17 protein-coding genes are annotated in these 18,323 nt (G+C 60.5%); 13 read left to right on the top strand and 4 right to left on the bottom strand.

The window, feature by feature from the left end:
• Positions 1-381: 381 nt before the first annotated feature.
• The gene (locus ACZYOF_RS34920) at positions 382-1,380 is read left to right on the top strand and encodes a helix-turn-helix transcriptional regulator (protein WP_245475637.1); all 999 of its coding nucleotides are present in this window, start codon (positions 382-384) and stop codon (positions 1,378-1,380) included.
• Positions 1,381-1,449: 69 nt separating this feature from the next.
• Here the strand turns inward: ACZYOF_RS34920 and ACZYOF_RS34915 are convergent, their stop codons facing one another.
• Entirely contained in the window at positions 1,450-1,845 is a 396-nt protein-coding gene (locus ACZYOF_RS34915) for a YciI family protein (protein WP_282530803.1), read from the bottom strand.
• A 199-nt stretch (positions 1,846-2,044) separates the two neighbouring features.
• On the opposite strand from ACZYOF_RS34915, the gene ACZYOF_RS34910 reads away from it, so the two are divergent.
• On the top strand, positions 2,045-2,794 hold the full coding sequence (locus ACZYOF_RS34910; RefSeq protein WP_463718600.1) for a hypothetical protein: 750 nt from the start codon (positions 2,045-2,047) through the stop codon (positions 2,792-2,794).
• Positions 2,795-3,417: 623 nt separating this feature from the next.
• Here the strand turns inward: ACZYOF_RS34910 and ACZYOF_RS34905 are convergent.
• On the bottom strand, positions 3,418-3,642 hold the full coding sequence (locus ACZYOF_RS34905) for a hypothetical protein (protein ID WP_130576908.1): 225 nt from the start codon (positions 3,640-3,642) through the stop codon (positions 3,418-3,420).
• Positions 3,643-3,868: 226 nt separating this feature from the next.
• On the opposite strand from ACZYOF_RS34905, the gene ACZYOF_RS34900 reads away from it, so the two are divergent.
• From ACZYOF_RS34900 to ACZYOF_RS34850, 11 genes are all read left to right on the top strand, one after another.
• Entirely contained in the window at positions 3,869-5,062 is a 1,194-nt protein-coding gene (locus tag ACZYOF_RS34900; RefSeq protein ID WP_463718599.1) for a hypothetical protein, read from the top strand.
• 104 nt (positions 5,063-5,166) lie between these two features.
• A complete protein-coding gene (locus ACZYOF_RS34895; RefSeq protein ID WP_282530799.1) occupies positions 5,167-5,514 on the top strand; it encodes a hypothetical protein in 348 nt (115 codons plus the stop codon).
• Positions 5,511-6,803: a c-type cytochrome gene (locus tag ACZYOF_RS34890; RefSeq protein ID WP_463718598.1), complete on the top strand. Its 1,293-nt coding sequence runs from the start codon at positions 5,511-5,513 to the stop codon at positions 6,801-6,803. Before ACZYOF_RS34895 ends, ACZYOF_RS34890 begins: the two co-directional genes overlap by 4 nt.
• A gap of 445 nt (positions 6,804-7,248) precedes the next feature.
• A complete protein-coding gene (locus tag ACZYOF_RS34885; RefSeq protein ID WP_282530797.1) occupies positions 7,249-8,151 on the top strand; it encodes an alpha/beta hydrolase in 903 nt (300 codons plus the stop codon).
• A 683-nt stretch (positions 8,152-8,834) separates the two neighbouring features.
• The gene (locus ACZYOF_RS34880) at positions 8,835-9,941 is read left to right on the top strand and encodes a transglycosylase SLT domain-containing protein (RefSeq protein ID WP_463718597.1); all 1,107 of its coding nucleotides are present in this window, start codon (positions 8,835-8,837) and stop codon (positions 9,939-9,941) included.
• A 644-nt stretch (positions 9,942-10,585) separates the two neighbouring features.
• Positions 10,586-11,341 (top strand): hypothetical protein, encoded by a 756-nt coding sequence (locus tag ACZYOF_RS34875; RefSeq protein ID WP_463718596.1) that lies wholly within the window; start codon positions 10,586-10,588, stop codon positions 11,339-11,341.
• Positions 11,342-11,392: 51 nt separating this feature from the next.
• A complete protein-coding gene (locus tag ACZYOF_RS34870; RefSeq protein ID WP_130576914.1) occupies positions 11,393-11,761 on the top strand; it encodes a hypothetical protein in 369 nt (122 codons plus the stop codon).
• Between the two features lie 281 nt (positions 11,762-12,042).
• Positions 12,043-12,294: a hypothetical protein gene (locus tag ACZYOF_RS34865; protein WP_282532201.1), complete on the top strand. Its 252-nt coding sequence runs from the start codon at positions 12,043-12,045 to the stop codon at positions 12,292-12,294.
• A gap of 463 nt (positions 12,295-12,757) precedes the next feature.
• Positions 12,758-14,584, top strand: coding sequence for a type I secretion system permease/ATPase (locus ACZYOF_RS34860; RefSeq protein ID WP_463718595.1), 1,827 nt, complete (start codon positions 12,758-12,760; stop codon positions 14,582-14,584).
• Between the two features lie 53 nt (positions 14,585-14,637).
• A complete protein-coding gene (locus ACZYOF_RS34855; RefSeq protein WP_245475642.1) occupies positions 14,638-15,936 on the top strand; it encodes an HlyD family type I secretion periplasmic adaptor subunit in 1,299 nt (432 codons plus the stop codon).
• Between the two features lie 84 nt (positions 15,937-16,020).
• Entirely contained in the window at positions 16,021-16,188 is a 168-nt protein-coding gene (locus ACZYOF_RS34850; protein WP_165420947.1) for a hypothetical protein, read from the top strand.
• Between the two features lie 338 nt (positions 16,189-16,526).
• Here ACZYOF_RS34850 and ACZYOF_RS34845 read toward each other — a convergent pair whose 3' ends face one another.
• Together ACZYOF_RS34845 and ACZYOF_RS34840 are read right to left on the bottom strand one after the other, a co-directional pair.
• Entirely contained in the window at positions 16,527-17,264 is a 738-nt protein-coding gene (locus ACZYOF_RS34845; RefSeq protein ID WP_463700718.1) for a response regulator transcription factor, read from the bottom strand.
• Between the two features lie 190 nt (positions 17,265-17,454).
• Complete coding sequence (locus ACZYOF_RS34840; protein WP_130576919.1) at positions 17,455-17,748, bottom strand: LysR family transcriptional regulator; 294 nt, start codon at positions 17,746-17,748, stop codon at positions 17,455-17,457.
• Positions 17,749-18,323 lie beyond the last annotated feature (575 nt).

The raw sequence follows: 18,323 nt of genomic DNA, 5'->3' as shown, positions 1-18,323 counted from the left end.
GGAGTCACCTTCCTGCCTGGCATCAAGCATGGCATTTGCCATCGTTACACCTCCACCGATCCGCTCATGCCAGGCTGTATCGCGCGCAAGCCGAAGGATGGCTAGGTGGGGGCCTCATGCCGGTTACTTTCGGAATAGAGGCCCGCGAATTAAATCAAATCTTAGCTTTCGCTGCTCGGTTTCGCGATCTGGATGTTTCGTTCGACAATTGGATATTGAGAGAAAGAATTGATAGAAGGAGAGCTCGACCTGAATTGACCAAAGCTGTTCTAGCGTGGTGACGCGGGTCTGTGCCTCTGGCGGACGCCCTGAACGATGGATACTCGGTCTGATGGGTGAGATCGGTTCGCGTCCAGCAAAAGTCCAATGGTCAGGATTTGCATGATCGAAGATACACTCGCTGCACCTCCCACGCGATCAGGATCTTCGTTTCAGGAGTTGCTTGAAATACTCCAACCTCACGGGATCAATGCCCGCTCCTCGCCGAGGCCTAACAAATCATTTCGTTGGCATGCGGATGTTGCAGTTGGAGCAGGAATTGACGTCGTAAGGGCGGAACTTTCTGCTGGTTGGGATTGGCGCTATTCATACGAGAATTCATCGGGAGAGCTTGCAATAAGCTTGCTGAATGCCGGCAAGGCCGAAATGCTCATTGCAGGAAGGAACGTGCAACGAACACCATCTGAAATGGCCATCGTGTCACTTCCAACGTTGCAAGAGCAGAGGGTCGAAGCGGTGGACGGAAGATACTCAAGTGTAACGCTAACGTTGCATACGAGTATGGTTACAAAGGTGCTGTCCGCGACGTTCGGGAGCACAGCACTGGAAGATCTCAATTTGACACCAACAGTCGATTTGTCTACGGGCGCCGGGCAGACCCTTTTTCAGCTTGTTCGTGCCAGCACGACCGGCTTGTATGACGGGATCCTGGCACGCTCTCCGAAAGCCAGCGCTCTGCTATCGGAAGCTGCGATACAGCTCATCCTTGAAAATGTCCCCCATCGGCTGATCGACCGGTTGAACCGCTACCCACTGGATGCGCCTCCTCGTTACATTCGGCGGGCCATCGAGTATATGCGGGCCAATCTTCATCTGCCGCTTACGATAGCCGATATTGCTGGGACGGTTGGTGTTAGCAGCCGATTGCTACAATTGGGATTTCGTAGAATCCATGGCACGACGCCTGTCGCCTATTTGCGAAGAATTCGACTTGAAGCGATCCACGATGAGCTATCGCGACCAGAGAACCTGCTTCCGGTAAGCGAAGTTGCACTGAAGTGGGGTTTTACTCACATGGGCCGTTTTGCGGCGTTGTACCGCTCCGCATTTGGCCTGTATCCGTCCGATACAGTCCGGCGAGCGCGAGGGGTCTGCGACTAAGAGAGTTTATGTTGCGCTCAACAGTCCGATTGGCGGGCGCGTTATGAGGCGGGTGCTTGTCCGACTGATCTATTCGCTGTCGCTTGCGGCCTCCGTCAGTGGAAAGGCTGTGCCCGGAAGATAGAGCGTGATCGGTCGGATCTCGTACACCGCCGTTGGATTGAACCGACGCAGGTCGCGGGCGGCTTCGATCGCAGCGTCCTCGCTGGCGCAGTCGACGACGTAAAAGCCCAGCAGTTGCTCCTTGGTCTCGGCAAAGGGGCCGTCGATCACGACGCCGGCGCCCGGACCGCGCAGGGTGCGGGCTTTCCCGGTCTCGCCGAGCCGCGCCGCCGGCCCGAGGCGGCCCTCCTTGGTCAAGCGGTCATGGACCTTGTGCAGGTCGACCATCAGCGCGGCATCTTCCTCCGGCGTCCAGGACATGACCTCCGTTTCGACGTGATAGGCGAGGATGGCATAGAGCATCGGTACCTCTCGTTGCTGGGTGGCGAGGCGAAGGACGTCTCGGGTCGGCCGAATCCGACAAATCGTCGTGGCCGGGTTACCCTTTCTGAGCCGCCGCGTCCTTCATTTTTGTGCACGATGGCCGCTCGCGCCTTGTTTTGGCCGCAAGGCGGGAATTCAACAGGCAAGCTAAAGTGTAAGCGTGTTCTGAGGTGTCCTTATGGTGGCACTTGCGGAGACTGCTCCTTCTGATCTGGTCGACGAGCTCACCGCGCATGCGGTTGCCAGCATCGAGACTGCTGATCATTTCTCTTTGCCCTTCCCACATATTGTCTTCCGCGATTTCTTCCCCGCAGATTTTTACCGGGATCTGGTACGGAGCGTTCCCACCGAAGGATATGATCCGATCACCGGCACAGGCACCCGTCTGGCGCTGCGCCTCTATGGCGAGAACGTTGAGAAGATCGATCCGTCACTGCGACCCGCATGGGCTGCGGTGTCGACCATGCTGACCTCGACGGAGGTCGAGCGCGCGGTCCGGAGCAGACTGCATGACGGGCTCGAGATTCGTGCTCGCGGCGACAAGCTGCCTCGCCCCGACGATCTGAAGTTGGTCGCGAAGCCGGTGGTCTACTGGGACAGTGACGGCTACCAGATCAAGCCGCATCCGGACACACGCAAGAAGGTTGTGACGATGCAGCTCTATTGTCCCGCCGACGGCAGCCAGGAAGCGCTCGGCACGACGCTCTATCGGGCTTCCCTCAGAGGCCTGTTTCACGTCGGCTCCTATTGCCTCGAGCCTGTGAAAACCATCCCCTTCCTGCCCAACCTCGGCTACGCGTTCGTGGTCCTGAAAGCTTATCACTCCCTGACAAAGATGAGCTGGCACGGCCGCCCGCCCATCAAGACCGATCGGCCTCGGATATCCATCCTCAACACCTTCTATATGAGTGAGGATGTCGGCTTCTGATCGTTTTGCCGGAGGCTCACCAGCCAAGCCTTTCGTGCAGATTTGACTGCACGCGAACGTGCATGCAACACGTTGTTTCGTCGTGCTTTTTGGTGCTGAGCGATGGAGCGGGTGAAGGGAATCGAACCCTCGTATTCAGCTTGGAAGGCTTTGGGCGGCTGAACACTTTCAATGCCCGTTCGGACAAATCGCCTCAAAATCCTTCATTGCGTGCAAACGGCTTTTTCGCCTTGTCCGAACAGACGACGGGTGCGGCATGCCGGTAACCGAGGTCTGGACATACTGCCGCCGTTGCCGCGCCAAGCTTGCGGAGCCGACCGAGAATCCGCGCTCGTCGTTCTGCTGTCGAGGCTGCTATCGGATGTTTTTCGCGGCCAAGTGTCTGGTCTGCGAAGGCACCATGAAGCGCAACGCGGGAAACCAGGTTGTCTGCTCCCACCCTGTATGCAGGACCGAGTTCCAGTCACTCAAGCGTCACGGCGTTCTGGGAAGCTTTGCAGGGCCAAAAACTGCGCAAGTGGGCAAGGGGTAGCGCTCAACCCCGTTCTGCTTCCGGAATCACTGAAAATACAGAGGGGCGCGAACGCGTCGAAAGCGACCGACCCTGCCGTATCGCGGCGGGTTCAGCGCTGCCCCCCGTCCAGTTCCGACTGGTCACCGTCGGAGCCGCCTTCGGAAACTGCCCCTTCGAACAAGACCGCAAGCTCAATAGGCGCCACTGGCTCGACGCCGAGCGTAACGAGATCGAGGCGGGCGGCTACTTCGAGGATACCGAGTGGCGCGCGGCGGCCAGCTCTGACGCAGTCGGATGTTTCATCGCCAGCCGTGAGAGCGCGAATGGATGACATCCCCGCTCATTCCCGAGATCCTGCTCATCGAGAGGAGTTGGGGTGGCGCCTTTTTCCCGAATTCACCGCCGCTCATACTCGAGCAGCACTACGAGCAACGCCTCCCGCGGCAAACGGAAGGCGTTGGAACTTGGGCGTCGAAATCTTTGGAAGGACTCGATCATGCCATTTGTGTGCAAACAAAGCAAGCGCGCTGTGAGCTGCCCCCTCAATCTGAGGGCCAGCGATGGCGTATTATTGGGACAGCCAGACCGAGCGTGACCGGCCGCCAGGATTCCACTGGCGTTCGAGCGGATTATCCGAGGCGCTTGGGTTAGACCCGGCCGATCGCGCGCTCGAGTCGCTGCTCACCGAGGCATGCTTGGCTGCTGAGGACGGCTGCGCGGTCTCGTTTTCTCGATCCAAAGACTTCTATGCCGGCATCGGCCGATATCACGGCACGGGTTGGAGCTATCGCCGCGTTTTGCGCAGCGCAGCCGAAGCGACAAGGCTTGGGCTAATTCGAGACTACCGCGTTCCTCCCGGAAATCGCGGCTGGCAATCTTGGCTAGAGGCCACGGAGGAGCTGATGGGCGTTTGGCGAAGTCGACCGCAAGCGCTGCACTATAGCCCCGGTGACCCAATAGTGCTGCGCGACGCCAACGGCGACAGCACCGGCTACCAAGACACCGCCATGACCGCGCGTCTGCGGGGAGAACTGCGCGAGGTCAATGACATGCTCTCGTCGATCAAAATCGAGCTCGACGGCGTGGCCTGGCGAGGCCGATACATGGTCTTCACCAGTGCCAACGGGGCCCAAAGCTTCATCCGGCCGGTGCCAGGCAATCCAGTGCGGCGGATCTTCGCCCGCAGCTCGTTCAAGCTCGGCGGAAGGGCCTACGGCTGGCACCAAAACATTCCGAAGGAGTGGCGCAAGCGCATCACAATCAACGGGATGACGACGGCCGAACTCGACTTTCGCGCGATGCACTTATCCATGCTCTATAACGAGGCCAACACGCCGATGCCGGCGGGCGATCCATATGCAATCCCAGGATGGCAACGCGTCGACGTCAAACTCGCCGTGAATATCGCGCTCAATGCCGCGACGACGCAGGGCGCAATCGGTGCGCTCAGCCAGGCCGCGGGCTTCTCAGCGCCGAACGACAGGACGAAGGCCGCCGAGGTCATTCTTGCTGTCCGCGCCAAGCACAACCCTATTGCCGGCGCCTTCGGCTCCGACGCAGGCATTCGCCTAATGCGCCGAGACTCCGACATCATGATGCGCGCGCTGAAGGTTCTCAACGCCGACGGGACACCAGCGCTGCCGGTTCATGACAGCTTGGTAGTGCCGCAGCGCCACGCGGGGACCGCAGCAGCGGCAATGAGCCGAGCGTGGGCAGAACTATCAACAGGGCCAAACACAGCCCGGATAGGATAACCCCCCGGAGGAGAAAGGGGGGAAGGAACCCACTCCATTATGTAGGTACAAAGTCGAAGAGCCTTAATCCGATCAATGATTTCACGTGCAATGGAAGGATCGCCGTGAAAATCTACTTCACCGAGATCGACAACGTCATGATGAAGGACCCGGACGACTTCATCCTGCTAATGTTCTTGCGCCGGCATCACTGGGGCCGCCCGTTCTACATCGCCAAGGAGATGCACGCCGCATCCAGCCCGAGGCTGCTCGAGGAAAAGGAGCTGCGCCGGTCAAAAAGGGAATGCAGAAGCCTCACCGAGTTCGTGAGGCAAGCGCCAATCTCTCTCAAAGAAGACCATCGTAGCCCTGGAAAAATAGCTACTGAGAACGCGGAAGGGCCTTCGTCTCGCTTGAGAAAACGGGCAGAATGGGCACGGGGTCCATCGAGATCGCGTGGGAAGACTGAATGAGTGTGACCTTGCGTCTGATTGCCGCGGTTCTCACCACTTCGGTGCTTCTGATTCCGAGAATTGCATACGCCGAATTGATGGGACACGGCGGACCTGTACGAGCGATTGCTGTTTCAGGCGATGGTGCGACGGTCCTGTCGGGAAGCTTTGACACTGCCGCGATCCGCTGGTCGCTCACGACCGAAGCCGCGGAGCAAGTGCTTCGGTTTCATTCGGACGCGGTGAACGCCGTTGCGTTTCTCAAGGACAGGAGAGTGGCAACGGCGGGCGCGGATGGACGCATCGCGATCTGGACGGCAGACCGGCAGGACCCTGACAGAGTCTTTGAAGGCCATACGGGGCCAATCGTTGCCATTGCCGTCTCGCCGGATGTGTCGACAATCGCATCCGCCTCCTGGGACGGTACGGTGCGGCTTTGGTCACTGTCGGATGGCACGTCGCGCGTGCTCGAGGGGCATTCGCAGAACGTCAACGGCGTTGCCTTCACACCTAACGGACGGTCGGTCGTGAGCGTGGGCTACGACATGACGGCACGGATCTGGCGCCTGGCGGATGGTACGTCCGAGATTGCCACGTCGCCGGCACCATTGAACGCAGTTGCGATCGCGCCAGATGGCGAAATCGTCACAGGCGCGGCGGACGGTAGGCTCCGCATGATGACCTCCGACGGGAAGGAGAGCGGCGACGTCGCGGCCAGCGGCACGCCGATCGTGGCCTTGGCGATCTCGGGTGACGGCACCTTGATTGCCGCGGCCGGCGTTCGTGGCACCGTGTCGATCGTCGATCGCAAGGCGCGCAGCACGCTGCGCAAGCTCGTCGGTCCTAATCTGGCGGTCTGGTCGGTCGCGTTCCTGTCCGATGGCGCGACGCTCCTGACCGGTGGCGCTGACGGCAAGATCAGGCGCTGGAATGCACTGACCGGCGATGCCGTCGGCTCGAACGTGTTTGGCACATCGACCGATCCGCTCGCCGCCTATGCCGGCCATCACGGCGCCGAAATCTTCAGGGCCTGCGTCGCCTGCCACACGCTGTCGGAAACCGAAGTCCAGCGTGCCGGTCCAACGCTTGCCGGGATTTACGGCCGAAAGATCGCCTCGCTGCCGGGCTATCGCTTTTCCGAGGCGCTCAAGACGATGGACATCGTCTGGACGCCGGAGACCGTCTCAAAACTGTTCGAGATCGGACCGAATGCCTATACGCCCGGCACGAAGATGCCGGAGCAGCATATTGGCTCAGCCGAGGATCGCCGCGCGCTCACAGACTTTCTGGCGCGTGCGACGTCGAAGTAGCAAGTCCTGGCCTGTGTCGAGCAAGTTCACGGCCGAGGGAGGCGCCTGCAGCAGCTTGTGCCCAAACTGTGCCGCCGCGTCGAAGCCAGCGGGTAGCCCCGGGACAGGCGGCTCGCCTTCTACCACGCCTTCATTGGGGATACCCGAGAAGATCTCAGCCATAAAGTGCCAAGTATCGGTTTTTGAGGGCGAAGCAGAACTCGTCTGCTTAAGCAATGCATTGCCGTTCTTGACCCAACCCGGACATGGCCGGGCAACTTTGCTGTGACGCACAAGACATTCCCATTCGGTGATGTGTTAGAGTGCCTCCTCGCCTAAGGGAAGACCTGTGAGGCGGCGCAATTTCATTGCGGTCGTTGGCAACGCCGCCATCGAATGGCGGCTCGCGGCGCCTCGACATGGACGCCACGGTCGCATCGTAACCGTAGTGGGAGGAAATGTGGCCATGCGCAAGGACATCGAATTCAAGACCGAGGACGGCATCAAGTTGCGAGGCTGGCACTATCTGCCAGAGAACCGAACCGGCAAGGTGCCTACCATTGTTATGGCTCACGGCTTCTCCGCCGTGAAGGAAATGTATCTTGATCGCTTTGCGGACGCCTTTGCAGCGGCCGGGCTTGGCGTTTTGGTGTTCGACAACCGCAATTTCGGCGCCAGCGACGGCGAGCCCCGACAGGAAATCGACCCCTGGCTACAGGTTAGCGACTATCGAGACGCCATCACGTTTGCCGAAGCACTGCCTGAGACGGACCCCGCGCGCATCGGTATTTGGGGCTCAAGTTACAGCGGTGGTCATGTGATGGTGGTCGGGGCAATCGATCGACGGGTAAAATGTGTAGTGGCGCAAGTCCCGCTCGCCAGCGGTCACGACAATGCACGTCGCCTAATTCGAGCCGACTACCTTGCCGGGGTGCAACAGATGTTTGTCGACGATCGTCGTGCTCGCATGGCCGGGAAGCCGCCGGCTATGATTCCAGTGGTGGCCGAAGATCCGGCGGCGCCATCCGCCCTCCCTACACCGGACAGTTGGAAATGGTTCACCGAGACTGCTCGCAGCCGTGCGCCCTCCTGGAAGAATGAGGTTACCCTCCGCTCTATCGAGATGTTCACCGAATACGAGCCCGGAAGTTATGCCGCCTTTATTAGCCCTACGCCACTGATGATGGTGGTTGCGCTTGGTGATGTCCTTACGGTCGCAGACCTGGCCCTGGGGGCCTATGAGCGGGCGCTTGAGCCTAAGCGTCTCGTGACGCTGACCGGCGGCCATTTTGACGCCTACGTGAAGGATTTCGAAGCCTCCGCCGGACCAGCGACCGAATGGTTTACACAGCACCTGCTTGCTAAGTAGCCGACCAATAATCGTCCGGCTCGCGGCGATGCCTCAGAATCGCGTGCCTCCATGTTGGGCCAGAACGGTGAGAGTCCCGATTCTGGCCCATCAGCGAAGTGGCGGCACATGTCGTCGAGGTCCGCTCAGCGGGGTGGAGCCGACTAGATTTGCTCACCTTGAGTTCTTCGCATTTTGACCCAGCTGAGACGTTGGCGCCCTGGTTTACTGTTATGCAAGGCGCGGCAAGCGCTGTGGCAGACTGCAACGCTGGGGCGAGAGGGGCACACGCGACGGCAGACGTTTATTGCGGGCATAGCGGTCACGGCAGCCCTGAGCTTGGCTCGACCGGCTTGCGCTGAGACCGACGCTAGCGGCCATAAAGCGGATTGCGATTGTCCATCCCAGCGAACCGCCCGAGCAACTCCGAGGTCTTGCCACGTCGCGGACTCGAGGAGCTTGGAAGCGACGTGCGCGCGGCACCGGTCTCGATGCGCTAACGCGCGAAGATGCCTTGCTTGGCGATGGTTTCGACATGGCATCTGTCCTGTCCCTCGGCGGGAGGCGCATCAAGACCGCAACTTCCAATCTAGGCGATCTTGGCGACGCGGCCGAGACAGGCCGCACCTGCGCCACAGGTGCGCCCTATTGTCTTCCCTTTGCCCCCTTAATGTGCGCGCCAAGTCGGGGATCTGCAGTCGGAATTGAATGGGGAAACCGCGGCGGCGCGGCTGGCGACATTGAAGATTTGGCAAGCAAGCTGTGTTGCCGGCGCACTGACCGCGATTTCGCTTGCCGCGATTTATCAGATCGCGGTATCGCGCCCGAGCGTCGCAACGCCGAATGCGAGAGTTGCTGATGCATTCAGCGCCATCCCGCTGAATGTGACGACGGTCCTGACAAACGCCCTCGCAGCGTTGCCGGCCCCCGTCCTCGATGCGAAATTCGATACAAGATCATCGGCTAATGCGATTGTTGCGGAGGGATCCAGCGCCGCGGCGCCGGACGCGGTGATGCCGTCCGATGCGACCAGTTCGCTGCGGCAAGGACGAATGTTGCAGGCCAGTGCCAGCCTTGAGGCTGCGCCGCCCGAGAACGAGGGAACGCTACGACAGGGCCGTCCGCCTGCTTCGCCCAATCCGGACGAAGGCGAGCTGTCTTATCTGAAGTATTATGTCTACTCGGAAATCCCGCCGCCGGAGAAACCCGCGAAGATCGCCTTGTCGGCGTTGAGCGGCGTCCCGCTCGGAACGCCCGTCCAGGAGATCGAACGCGCGGCCAAGGCGTTCGGTGTCGATGCCAATTTCATGAAGGCGGTCGCCAAAATCGAATCCGATTTCAATCCCAGGGAACGCACCGGCTCCTATGTCGGTCTGTTCCAGCTAAGCAAGTCTGAGTTCGGCAAATACGGATCGGGCGACATCCTCAATCCTCGCGACAACGCGATGGCTGCCGCCTACAAGTTCGTCACCGAGGCTGTTCTATTCGAAGTAATAACTCACAAGCAGCCGACGTTTTCCGATCTCTACCTGATCCACCAGCAGGGCGGGGAAGGAGCCGCCGAACACGTCAGCCATCCGCAGCGGATTGCCTGGAAGTCGATGTGCGCAACCCAGGAGGGCTTGGCGAAGGGCGAGCGATGGTGCAAGCGCGCCATCTGGGGCAACACGCTGCCGGCGGTCAAACGCGAATGGAAGTCGGTCGATCGCCTCACCTCGGGCGCGTTCGTGGCGATGTGGCGGGACCGCGTCGACACCCTCTATGCCCGCTATCCAGCGCCAACGCTGGCGGCGGCCGAACGCTTGAGATGACAGTTTGCGACTGCCCGTGTCGGCACTCTTGGGAGTCCAGTCTCCGACGCCGGAGAGAGGGTTGCGTTCCGCTCAGAGATCGGGTGGTTGCTCGGCCCCCGGCGGCCGGATTGATCTCAAGACCTCGACCGGTGCTGCTCCGAGGCCCGGGCTTCTAGATTCAGAAGCAATCATGTCGGCTGATGGCCCCGTCTGAGACCTTCCGGCCGACTCCGAATATGTCCGCTCGCTGGGCCTGACCCGAAATCATCGTACCGGGAGCGAAAGGGCGCCTGTTGACCCCAAACGGACATGCCGCAGTAGTCGCGACGAAATGGCGAGAGCATCCACGACGCCACCGACGAGCTCCAGAAGCATCTCGACAGGATCGAAGAAAGCAAGACCTGAACCCTCCTGACTTTGGCGCCAACCCACCGCCGCCGCACTGTCGCGCATTACGGTATGCGAAAGGCGATGCTGTTTCACCTCGTCGGTCTCCCGGTTTATGGGCCTTCGCCGCTTAATTCTTTTGATGTATCACCCTTCATCCACTTGAACACACTTGGCTGTCGGCGCGGAACGGCGTGTAGCCCATTAGGCTACTAGTCGCCGCGGTGTCTGCACTTCTACTATCGGCACCTCCAATTTCGATCAGGACTGGGATCATGAACACGCAAGCCGACGCCAAGGCTTCTTTCCGCAAGTGCCATCCCGAGCAACAGAGGACCTTCGATCATGACGATGGCAATACCGATTTCGGCCCGCTTGGAGGGGAAGTCTATGACGATCGTGGGCCAGCGGTCACAATGCCAGCGTCGGTCACCTATCGTGGCATCGACGTGTTCGATCACCACCATGTCTGGGACGAGCGTGGTGGTGGGCATCAACATCACCAAAGCCCGGATGGCCTGCTCGCCGTAATCGGCGGGGGCGCGATGGCCGCGGGCGAGGCCTCTGACGTTACCGGTTTCGTCGACAACTTTGCCGAGGACAGGGGCGACTATTCGATCGCAATGGGCAAGGCGATCTTCGAGGCGTCGGCCTACGGAAGCAATCCAGGCGGCGCGCTCGCTGCCGCCGACACTTATCTTGATGTGTCGGGTGCCGATTTCGTCTTCGAGCACGAAATCGGCCAATCGGAGCGTGGACCCTACGATGCCTGGGCGCGCTCGGAACTCGACTACTTCTCGATAGATATTCATGGATGGTCGCCGCCGCACGGGACGATCGTCATCGACGGGGATCAGCCCTTCGGCCACGGTCAGCCGATCGGGCAGGACCCGTTCTATGGCAACTTCGCGCAAGTGCTCGCACTGGCCGAGGCGCACGGCGCCGACACCTTGTCCGCCACCTTTACCAATGCACTTACCATCGAAAACCACTTCTCGTTCGTGAATGCGGTGGGAATCGTGGCGCTCTAGCCGCGCGCCCACCCCTAGAGGATCGGTTCCTGGCACACATGGAGATTGGCGATGGCCGGAAGCATCAATACGTTCCTCGTTGACGTCTCCAGCACGGCCCTGGCGCTGGGCGATCAGACGATGACCGATACGGTAGCCAGCACGGCAGCGTGGCCCGGCGCCGCGATCGGCTACGCGGCGGCTGTCGCGGTGGCCCAGGACACCGCGCCCGGCACACCAGAGACTAGCGCCACAACGGACGTCATCGCGACCGGCGGATACATGACGAGCTCGCAGGGCAGCCACTGGTCGATTGATTTTCCGTATGGCCCGACGCCCACCTCTGTTGATGTCTCCCTGACGTTCGTCTCGACTCACGGCGCTGGCGACGCCTTCTCCGGGTATGACCTGGTGAGTTCGTCGCTGCACGGACTGCTGTAGCCGCAGCCATGCAATCTGTATTTCGGCCGGCAGCGCTGAAGTCGCGCGAGACGAGTTCTTGCGTTGAAACGCGGCAATGCGATCTGCACATCGTCCGCCATCGGCCGTCCCGCAGTCCCAAAGATGATGTCGCCGCGGTCATAGGCTACGCCAGAAGACCAATCAGTCGAATGAACCTTTGATGCCGCAAATCGCGGTCCGTAGCCTCCGCATCTGCGGAGGGCCGCAGTCATTGCGTGTGCGGCTGATCAACGCGAAATCAACACGAACAGGAGAGCTATATGGCAGCCTCTTTTCTTGACTTCACCAAAGCGGTGCATATTGCCGACACCGTCGACATCGATAAGTCGATCTTCACCGAGTCGTTCGCCCTTTTCAACTCAGCCCTTGGCAATGCGACCGCTGATGCGATGGGCGCCTGGACGCACACCGAGACCTTGACCCAAACGTTAGCCGTCCAGGGGATGGGCTCCAGTTCCGCTTCGGAGTCGGTGTCCCAGGCCAACCCGGTGGATTTTAACTTCGTGGTCTAATAGGCGGGTGATCGCTTTGAGCGAGCCGGCAGCAGTCGATCTGCTGCCGGCGCTCAGCGCCGACCCCAGTCGACGTATGCAAACGGCGCACGGTTCGGCAACTCCAATGCAGCTAACTAGAGCTCCGTAATGCGCACGCGTTATCAAGTTGGTGGCCGGATAGTTCATTTCGAAGTCGACGACGGTTCGGAGTCAATCATCATCGAGCTGTCGCGAGCCAGCCTATGTAGCAATGCCGATTTGATCGTCCGCGATAGTCGCGCACGCGCCATCGCCGCTGGATCGGGACGGTCCTCGAGTTCGTCGAGAGCGGCGACTGGTGGTCCGGCTGGAGCTGGTGAGGCTGAGGCCATGGCAGCTGCCAGCCGCCGGTACGGCTTCAAGCTGTCCAAGTAGGTCGCCCAGGGACGGCCAATCTGCCGCTTTCGCGTAACTCCTTAGTCAAGCCGGCCGGAGATGAAACATGCGGCAGAGATCGTCCGACAAAACTGGCTCCTCAGGTCGCGAATCGAGCGGCCCGACTGACCTTCAATGTGCCGTCAGAGCCTGCCGTTCGGCCTTCCGCACTTGCGCGCTCTTCAGCCTCATCATCAACGTGCTGATGCTTGCGCCGCCGGTTTACATGCTTCAGGTCTACGACCGCGTGTTGACCACCGGCCGGATCGAGACCCTTGTGATGCTCACCCTGATGGCGATGATCGCGATTGCGATGATGTCCGCGCTCGATGCCTTGCGGACTTGCGTCACGATTCGCGTCGGTTGCTGGCTGAACGAGGAGCTCGGACCAGCTTACCTGGCTTGCGCCGTGCGCGGCCGACTGAATGGGGATCCCTCCGGCCTCGAGCACCTGCGCGACATCTCCCAGATCCAGAACTTCATCGCGACGCAGGGGTTGTCGGCCTTCTTTGACGCGCCGTGGGTCCCCATCTTCGTCGGCCTGATCTGGATCCTCCATCCTATGCTCGGAGGCGTAGCGATCTTCTCGGCGGTGGTGCTGTTCCTGTTGAGCATCGCCAACGAGGTCGCCACCCGGAAGTCGACCGCGACGGCGAACAAGAAGCAGATCGAGGCGACGCTAATGGCGGAGGCGACCATCCGCAACGCCGAAATCGTGCAAGCCATGAACATGCTTCCTGCGATGACCCAGCGTTGGGCCAGGATCAATTCGACGGTCGTCGATAGCCTGCGCAGGTCAGGCAACGTTGGCGGCTTCGTGCTGGCCACCACCAAGTTCGTCCGTTTATTTGTTCAGGTGGCCATCCTCGGCGTCGGCGCCTGGCTGGTGGTCGAGTCGAAACTGGGTGCCGGCGTGATGATCGCCGCTTCCATCCTGCTCGGACGCGCGCTCGCGCCAGTGGAGCTTGTCATCTCCATGTGGCGCAACTTCATGGGCGCCCGCTTTTCCTATCACCGCCTGAAGAAAGCCATCGAAGAAAATCCGGCGCCCCGGCGCCGCACGGTGCTTCCAACCCCCAGCGGCAAGGTAGTCGTCGAAGACCTAAGCTACATCGCGCGCAACACCGGGCAGCTTATACTCAGCAAGGTGTCATGCGCTGTCGAGCCGGGCGAGGCGTTGGCGATCATTGGTCCCTCCGGCGCGGGCAAGAGCACGCTGTGCCGGCTGATGGTCGGGCTGGCAATCCCCGACGTCGGAGAGATCCGGCTCGATGGCTCCCCGGTCCACCACTGGGACAGTGAGCAGATCGGCCAACACATCGGCTTCCTGCCGCAGGATGTCGAGCTGTTCACCGGCACGGTTCGCGAGAACATTGCCCGCATGCAGGTGGCGAACGACGAGGCGATCCTGAAAGCGTCAAGGCTTGCCCATGCCCACGAAATGATCCAGCATCTCCCGCAAGGCTATGACACACACATTGGCGATGGCGGCGTGCGGCTGTCCGGTGGTCAGCGCCAGCGAATAGGACTGGCCCGTGCCGTATTTGGCGATCCGCGATTCATTGTCCTCGACGAGCCCAACGCCAATCTCGACCAGGCGGGAGAGACCGCACTCGTTGAGGCGATAGAAAACCTCAAGCGTTCCCGCGTCGCTCTGGTCCTGGTGGGACACCGGCCGTCCACGCTGTCGGTCGCGGACAAAGTCCTCTTCCTGAAGGAAGGCCACGTCGTCATGTTCGGCGAGCGCGATAAGGTGCTCGAGGAACTAAAGGCGCGGGCAGGCGAGTTCATCCCTCAAGGTGGCGATCACGAAGGGCCCCGCCGGCTTTCGTCTGGTCGCAGCCCGGCAAACGAGAGCGACCACAACGCCAAGGCTATGGCGGGTGTCTCATGACCTACCACGTCGAAAGGATTGCACCGCTGTATACGCGGCTTTCCCCGGTCAGCGTGACGTTCGGTCCGCATAAGCCTGACATCCGGCGTCCCGCCCGCTACGGCAAGGTTCTGATCCTGATTTTCGTCGTTATCTTCGTGGGATGGGGTGGCTTGGTCTATCTCGACGGCGGTGCGGTCGCGCCCGGCGTGATTAACCCGGACAGCGGCAAGAAGACCATCCAGCATCTGGAGGGCGGCATTATCGCCGAGCTGCCCGCCCGCGAGGGGCAGGCGGTCAAGATGGGCCAGACGCTCGCCGTCCTCGAGAGCACCCAAGCGCGCGCCACGCACGAAGCGCTGGTGCAGCAACGGCTTTCCCTGCTCGCCAGGCAGGCGCGACTGGACGCCGAAAGGGCAGGAGAGAGCCACATCCAGTGGCCCCCGGAGCTGCGCTCATCGGATCAGCAGATCAGGGATATCGTCGTGGCACAGCAGAAGGTCTGGGACGCTCGACGCTCCACGCACGCAACGCGACGAGACATCCTGGCCCAGCGCGTCGAGCAGCTGCTGCAACAGATCCAAGGCTCCGAAGCACAAGTCGAAAGTGCGTCCCGGCAGATCGAGTTCATTGGCGAGGAGCTGAAGGCGAAGGAATATCTGGTCGCACGTGGGATGATGCCCAAGCCGGAGGCGCTGCGGCTGAGGCGCGCTGAGGCCGAGATCGTCGGAAGGCGCGGCGAGCACGTCGCAGAGATCGCACGGGCCCGCGAGAAGATCGGCGAAGCCAAAATCCAAATCCTCTCGGTCGAGGCCGAGCGGGCCGATCAGATCGCAGCCGAGCAGGACAAGGTTCGCGGCGAGCTCGCGGAGGTGAACGAGAAGCTGCAGGCCAGTGCCGACGTAGTCAAGCGTACCGTGGTGATCGCTCCCGTGAACGGTACCGTGGTCGACATCAAGTTCAGGACGATCGGCGGAGTGGTTCAGCGAGGCGAGCCCATCATGAGCATCGTGCCCGAAAGTGATGAAATGATCATTGAGGCGCGACTGCAGCCGAGGGACGTCAAGGCGGTGCATAGCGGCCTCGAGGCCAAGGTCCGGTTCACTGCCTATTCGAGCCGCAATGTGCCTAACGTTCCAGGCACCGTCCGGACGGTCTCCGCTGACCGCCTCATGGATGAAACCAAGCATCAACCCTATTATCTTGTGCGCGTCGCGGTTGACCGGGAACTGATGAAGACGCTGGCGCCGAGCGTCGATCTCATTCCAGGCATGCCCGTGGAAGTGCTGGTTGTAACCGAAAGGCGGACGATGCTGGACTACCTCGCCAAGCCGTTCCGCGACGCGCTATGGCGAAGCTTCCGTGAGACTTGACGATGGCTCGGGACGAACGTGACTGGGCGAAACCATAAGGGGGCGGAACCTACGAGCCGCCTACTTGCCCAAGCGATTGCCCTAGTGGACGAAGCGCATGCCCTGAGCTACGCCTTGATCCGGGTGTTGGCATCATCGCCGCGCGAGGAGCTTTCGCGGGAAGACATAGATGCGCTGTGCCAGTTGGCCTATGAGGCGCTGAACAAGATCACCCAGGCGCAGGAGTTGTTCCAGGAGATGGACAAAGACTAGATACCTGATCGAGGTGGTACCGCGCTGCTGTCCCTACCAAATACTACATCCGGCCATATCCGTGATGAAACGCGCCAAGGATCGGCCGAGCGACGGACTGGACCGAGCCGTTGGATGGACGATAGCCCCGCGGATCCTTGTCCAACGATGCGTCCGGAGTTGGTTGTACAACATGACGACGGAACGTCCTCGCGATCGTGAACGACGCGCGAGCCCCGTGTGGATCGAGGCGCAGCCGGCAAAGGCGCCCTCTGAAACACCTTATCGTCGTACGTCTCCGTCGCATTTACGGCCCAGCGGGCGTATTTCACACGGGCTTGGACTCACTCAAGGGTTCTTTATCGGCCCGTCGCGCAAACCGCCGCGACCTGCGTGCGGTTCATCAGGCCGAACTTGCGCAGGATCTGCCGCACGTGAACTTTGACTGTGCCTTCCCTCATCCCGAGCCGGCGCGCAATGGCCTTGTTCGACTCGCCACGGCTCAGGAGTTCCAGGACAGCGTTCTGCCTCGCTGTTAGGTTGCGATTTCTCGGACCTGGGTCTGCCAAATCTTCTTCGCCGCCGTTGCCATCTCTTATGCCGCAAGAGAGGGCGGGGTTGCTATCGACCGCCGGATGCCGCTGCGCCGCACAACTCCGTTTTGGCCGCATCGCCGACGGAAAATATGATCCGCCGTTGAGTATGAGCGAGAAGGCCTGTAGCGCTAGTTCCTCGTCTGTTCCGGCATTAACGATTCCTTGCGCACCAACATTCAACGCTGAGATGATCTCCTCGCGACTTTCCCTTTCCGAAAAAATCACGAGAGGCACGTCGGGAGCGAGCGCCCTGAGGACCTTGATCCTTTGCATATTATCGCTGTCTGCAATCGAACCGCTGCCAGCATTATAAACCAGCATTTCACAATTCGCGTCCGCATCAATCAACCGTTCTGCTTGGTCCGGAGTATGTACAGTCAGCCGAAACTTACTGCGGGCGGCCGAATGATCCAAACGGCCAAGAATGCTGGTAAGGCCTAGACTTCGCAGCGGGAGAGTGTCGACAATTAAAATGCCAAGTTCGGCGCTCGGAACTGTCATCTTGCCCTCCATGAAGCCCTAAGGGCTTGGGCGTAAGCTTGATGCTCCAGCTTCTGTGTTTTTGTCGTGAGGCGCGCACGGGGCCCCCCTAAAGTTGAACACAAGATACCTCACATCTATGGCAAATTCAACAAGTCACTATTAACTTGATCAAGGCCTAACACTCGTGGCGTACACCCTTGATCATCCGTCAGAGGAATCGCCGCCAGTGACGCTTTCGAAATCCAGTCCAGCCAGCTTGCCTCCAGTTTGCGCTCAGGCTCGTCACAGTATCCTCGATTTGACCAGCCGCCGCGATGAGCTCCTCGCCGCCTGAGGTCAAAACACCGGTCGGCATCCGTTCGAATAACCGCAGGCCAAGCCCGGTCTCAAAAGCGCCGACGCGTCTCAGCACCGTCGTATGATTCACACCGATATTGCGGGCTGCGCCTGCGAGTAATCCTGCATTGGCAACGGCGAGGATGTCCCACTCGATTCCGGCCATATGGAGCCTGTGCAAGGATGAAGGGTACCTGAAAAACGCGGGACGAATATCCGTAAGGCGGAGGCTGGTGCGCCCCTGATCCCTCGTCAACGGCGTCTGAGACGGCGCGGTTGCGATTGGGCCGATTGTCCGCGACATCAAACCCACTCGCGAATCCCTGCCGGATCAGGCTGCGTTATCTCGTCGAGGATCGGCATGGGCATTTCGGTGGCTGGGCCTGGCGCGGCGAACGCTAGTCAGAACCGATAGCGGAATGCCGAACTGCACTCTGGGGAAGCTCCCTTCGAGGGCGTGATCGCGGCCTGGTGGGAGGGCCGCTACAGGTCACCTCCGCGGCCGAAGTCTCTCCGCGAGATCATGAAGTAAAATGAAAGCAATGAGCGCGACTGACCACTGGTAAGTCGTGCGACATGCGGATCTTTCTTTACAGGCGTCTTTGGTTGCTCAAAGGTGCCGTCGCGAACTTGGTTGGAATTTGTCCGTCGCGAGTCTCCGGTGAACGGATGATATCTGCTCAGGCGGCAAGATCAACCGGCTGAGCAATGGGCTTGCTGGCGAGGGTCTGCCAGCCGTCG

The organism is Bradyrhizobium sp. LeoA1Lang, assembly GCF_055413685.1.
This window is presented reverse-complemented; position numbering and strand designations above follow the sequence as displayed.

Coding starts and splice junctions, on each gene's coding strand:
- ACZYOF_RS34920 (WP_245475637.1), top strand. CDS start 382: ATGATCGAAGATACACTCGCTGCACCTCCCACGCGATCAGGATCTTCG.
- ACZYOF_RS34915 (WP_282530803.1), bottom strand. CDS start 1,845: ATGCTCTATGCCATCCTCGCCTATCACGTCGAAACGGAGGTCATGTCC.
- ACZYOF_RS34910 (WP_463718600.1), top strand. CDS start 2,045: ATGGTGGCACTTGCGGAGACTGCTCCTTCTGATCTGGTCGACGAGCTC.
- ACZYOF_RS34905 (WP_130576908.1), bottom strand. CDS start 3,642: ATGTCATCCATTCGCGCTCTCACGGCTGGCGATGAAACATCCGACTGC.
- ACZYOF_RS34900 (WP_463718599.1), top strand. CDS start 3,869: ATGGCGTATTATTGGGACAGCCAGACCGAGCGTGACCGGCCGCCAGGA.
- ACZYOF_RS34890 (WP_463718598.1), top strand. CDS start 5,511: ATGAGTGTGACCTTGCGTCTGATTGCCGCGGTTCTCACCACTTCGGTG.
- ACZYOF_RS34885 (WP_282530797.1), top strand. CDS start 7,249: ATGCGCAAGGACATCGAATTCAAGACCGAGGACGGCATCAAGTTGCGA.
- ACZYOF_RS34875 (WP_463718596.1), top strand. CDS start 10,586: ATGAACACGCAAGCCGACGCCAAGGCTTCTTTCCGCAAGTGCCATCCC.
- ACZYOF_RS34870 (WP_130576914.1), top strand. CDS start 11,393: ATGGCCGGAAGCATCAATACGTTCCTCGTTGACGTCTCCAGCACGGCC.
- ACZYOF_RS34865 (WP_282532201.1), top strand. CDS start 12,043: ATGGCAGCCTCTTTTCTTGACTTCACCAAAGCGGTGCATATTGCCGAC.
- ACZYOF_RS34860 (WP_463718595.1), top strand. CDS start 12,758: ATGCGGCAGAGATCGTCCGACAAAACTGGCTCCTCAGGTCGCGAATCG.
- ACZYOF_RS34845 (WP_463700718.1), bottom strand. CDS start 17,264: ATGACAGTTCCGAGCGCCGAACTTGGCATTTTAATTGTCGACACTCTC.
- ACZYOF_RS34840 (WP_130576919.1), bottom strand. CDS start 17,748: ATGGCCGGAATCGAGTGGGACATCCTCGCCGTTGCCAATGCAGGATTA.